We start from the raw sequence: 3,516 nt of genomic DNA, 5'->3' as shown, positions 1-3,516 counted from the left end.
CTGCATTTTCGATCATTCATGAATATTTATTTAGTTCAGCGCAACCTTCTACCGAACAACTTAAGTTCATTAAAGAGTATGGTTGTAGCACTGTTATAAATTTAGCTTTATCGAATTCACCAGATAGTATTAAAAATGAAGATCAGGTCTGTCTTGAATATGGTTTAAATTATATTCATATTCCAATTGACTGGGAAACACCCTCTTCTGACCAATGCTTATTAGTTTTAGATTTGATTGATCATTTAGTGCAGAATGAAATTGTTTGGATACATTGTGCCAAAAATAAACGCGTAAGTTGTCTTATGTATGTCTACAGACAATTTTATATGAATATGGATATGCCAACCTGTCAGGATTTGCTTCATGAAATTTGGGAGCCAAATGAAACATGGACAGGACTCATTCATAGTATTACCTTACAGCTTCAAGGCCGTAAGGCTACCTTAGAACTTCAACAATCTTTGCAACAAACCAATGATTTAGTTTAATGAGATATTAACACCGTCGCTGTTGCTAAAATTCCTTCTTGGCGACCAGTAAATCCAAGTTTTTCGGTTGTGGTCGCTTTGATACTAATTTGATTTAAATCTACATTTAAAACATCTGCAATGCTTTGACGCATTTCCAAATTGTATTTTGCTAATTTAGGACGCTCACAAGCTACCGTAATATCAGCATTATTTAAATGATAACCTCGGTCTAATATTAATTGATAAACATGTTTAAGTAGAACACGGCTATCCGCTCCTTTAAATTCTGGATCTGTATCCGGAAAATGCTGACCAATATCACCAAGTGCTAGAGCACCTAGTAAGGCATCACATAATGCATGTAGCACGACATCGCCATCAGAATGTGCCTTCAAACCATGCGTATGCGGAATTTGAACGCCAGCTAAGGTTACGAAGTTACCCTCTTCAAAGGCATGCACATCCATTCCTTGTCCAATACGAATTTGAGCAACCATATAAACTCTTCCCTTCTATTATAAAAGCTTAAGAAATCTTGTATTCAACCGTCGTGTTTCGCTATAGTACACTTAGCAAAATAGACTGAAAGTATAAGCGATCATGCCGTCGAATACTGATATGAATCAATTGAAAAGATTAAGTTTTGTCGTGACATTGAGTTGTTTATGCTCATCGCTTGTTTTTGCAGAGTCTATCGACTGCTCCAACTCAAAAGCAGAGCTAAAAATCTGTTCAAAAACCTTTAGCGAAGCACGAAAGCAGCTCAACAATAAATATCTTTCTGCATACTTGGTCACAGATGCCCCCCTGCAGCTTCTACAAGATACTCAAACATTGTGGCTTAGACAAACACAACAATGCAAAACCAATTCATGTATTCAACAACAGTTTGATGTACGTGGTGATGATTTAAATTTTTATGCTTCACTTAAACAAACCCTGACTCAGCATTATCTTAAATTTGAAAATGGACATATTGCATCTCAGCCCGTTCATTTACAAATACATCAACTTGCTAAAGATAAAATCAAAATTGAAGGTTTAGCTTACCGTAATCCGAATAACCGAAAAGAAACCCAAACGGTTTCACTTATGGCTTACAGCTCTCCTGAACAGAAAAGTGAAATTTTAGATAATGAACATAACTGTAAATATAAATTTGACTTTCAGAAAGCACTGCTCATCGTAAAAACCCAGCAAAAAGGTTGTGAGCGCTTCACAGGAATTTATCGTCTGTACGACTAGTGAATATAAAATAAAAAAGCCAGTGCATAGACACTGGCTTTTCTTTTTATGCTGGATACTTTTGTTGAATATCTTGACTCACCAAAACAGCTGTAGCTGCTGACAAAGTCCAGCCTAGATGACCATGTCCCGTATTATAGAAAACTCGAGACTGTTTAGACTGTTTCACAACTGGCAACATATTAGGCATCATTGGTCTTAAACCCGCCCAAGGCACAACATGCTCAGTTGAAATGTCAAAATTGCGGTTTACCCAATTTACCAAAGGTTGAATACGGTCGGCTCGAATATCTCGATTATAACCATTAAACTCGGCCGTACCTGCTACACGTAAACGATCTGGTCCTAAACGAGACGTTACAATTTTAGCGCTCTCATCCAACAAACTCACCCACGGTGCATTTTTTATACTTTTTTCATCTTTTAATTGGACGGTAATTGAATAACCTTTGACCGGATAAACATTTACACGTTCACCAATCATATCAGCCAACTGATAACTTCCTCCACCACCACACACCACCAGAACATCACCTTCTAATTGAAAGCTGTCTGTTTGGGAAAGATGCGGATGCTCAGCACTTGGCTGACAATTCAGTACCACTTTATCTGCATGACACTTAATATCAGTAACTTCCAAACCGAATTTGTACTGAACGCCATATTGTTTAGTCTTTTCAGCTAAAGAGGTTGAATATTTATGGATATCACCAGTTGCATCGCTTGGTGTGTAATAGCCACCAAAGTACTCACCCGTTAAAGAAGGTTCGATTGATTTCATTTCCTCAGGTGAAACCGAGTAACGTTCTAAAGTCCCTTTATTTAAGACATCATTAACTCGCTTGGCGATGTCATAATCATCCTTTGTATGGTACATATGAAGAATACCGCGTTTCTCCAAATCAAATTGAAGCTGCTCTTTTTCAGCTACGTCAAACAAGCGCTTACGCGCAAGCAATGCCAAGCGAACGGTTTCTATTGTATTGGCTTCATAGTTTTTAATATGAGACAAAAACTCAACCAACCAACTATATTTATGTAGGCTAAAGGAAGGATTCAATAATAAAGGAGCATCTTTTTGCCTCATCCATTTAAAACCTTTTATAACGGTCGCTTTCTGGTTCCAGACTTCTGCATTACAAGCAGATAATTGCCCTCCATTTGCAAATGATGTTTCCATGGCTGGATAAAGATGGCGATCAATCACTGTGACTTGGTAACCTAATTGAGATAATTCATAGGCTGAAGTAACCCCTGTGATTCCTGCACCAATCACAATAACATGTGGCATAACAGACTCCTCTGAAATGCAAAAACATTTCATCAGTACAGCCCATCTGTCATTTGTACCTGAGAGTTTCGACCTAAATACTACCTTTTAGTATTTCGATCTTCCCCTTCGGTGAGTTTATGACTTATAAGTTTTTATTCTCCATGCTTATAAATCTTAAGCTGCTCTCCAGATTTTTTAATTATTACAGTCCTTTTGCCTGAGAGTTTCCGGGCCTGTTGCTCCTTCGGCGGGTTCTTAAGAACCTCTCTCCCGCAATAATTTTGTATTAATATAAGCAATGTATCTGCCACTTTTAAAAAAACGCATTCTTTTCTTGTAAACTTTTGTACAACCCACCAATAAAACACACAAACTTTTGATTTAATTATAAAAAAGGTGAATTATAAGAATTCACCTTTTGATATTCGTTAGAGCTTTCCATTAAGCACTTGGTCCGAAACAGTACCTTTCCATTGCTCCCGCAAGGTTGGCAAATAAAATTTCTCGCCTATTGTGAACAGTTCA

General features: G+C 37.4%; 4 protein-coding genes, 1 pseudogene and 1 riboswitch. Of the genes and pseudogenes, 2 read left to right on the top strand and 3 right to left on the bottom strand.

Annotation, left to right across the window (positions count from 1 at the left end; all coding sequences use genetic code 11):
- Positions 1–491 (top strand): protein tyrosine phosphatase family protein (locus VXQ92_RS15415; RefSeq protein ID WP_416682381.1); only part of this gene is annotated, 491 nt, incomplete at its 5' end.
- Here the strand turns inward: VXQ92_RS15415 and ispF are convergent.
- Entirely contained in the window at positions 488–970 is a 483-nt protein-coding gene (gene ispF, locus VXQ92_RS15410; protein WP_000226512.1) for a 2-C-methyl-D-erythritol 2,4-cyclodiphosphate synthase, read from the bottom strand. The genes VXQ92_RS15415 and ispF overlap by 4 nt on opposite strands.
- A 103-nt stretch (positions 971–1,073) precedes the next feature.
- Between ispF and VXQ92_RS15405 the strand changes: the two genes are divergently transcribed.
- A complete protein-coding gene (locus VXQ92_RS15405) occupies positions 1,074–1,718 on the top strand; it encodes a hypothetical protein (protein ID WP_001139838.1) in 645 nt (214 codons plus the stop codon).
- Positions 1,719–1,764: 46 nt separating this feature from the next.
- On the opposite strand, the gene VXQ92_RS15400 is transcribed toward VXQ92_RS15405, so the two are convergent.
- Together VXQ92_RS15400 and VXQ92_RS15395 are read right to left on the bottom strand one after the other, a co-directional pair.
- Complete coding sequence (locus VXQ92_RS15400; protein ID WP_416682379.1) at positions 1,765–3,009, bottom strand: D-amino acid dehydrogenase; 1,245 nt, start codon at positions 3,007–3,009, stop codon at positions 1,765–1,767.
- A gap of 177 nt (positions 3,010–3,186) precedes the next feature.
- A riboswitch (glycine riboswitch) is annotated at positions 3,187–3,274 on the bottom strand.
- Between the two features lie 145 nt (positions 3,275–3,419).
- Positions 3,420–3,516: pseudogene (locus VXQ92_RS15395) on the bottom strand (hypothetical protein); the annotation flags it as partial.

It is taken from the genome of Acinetobacter sp. 228 (assembly GCF_048147885.1).
Note: the sequence above shows the minus strand (reverse complement) of the source record. Positions and strands in the feature narration are given on the sequence as shown.

Excerpts from the sequence above, each read along its gene's own strand:
- VXQ92_RS15400 (WP_416682379.1), bottom strand. The coding sequence starts at position 3,009 with ATGCCACATGTTATTGTGATTGGTGCAGGAATCACAGGGGTTACTTCA.
- VXQ92_RS15405 (WP_001139838.1), top strand. The coding sequence starts at position 1,074 with ATGCCGTCGAATACTGATATGAATCAATTGAAAAGATTAAGTTTTGTC.
- ispF (WP_000226512.1), bottom strand. The coding sequence starts at position 970 with ATGGTTGCTCAAATTCGTATTGGACAAGGAATGGATGTGCATGCCTTT.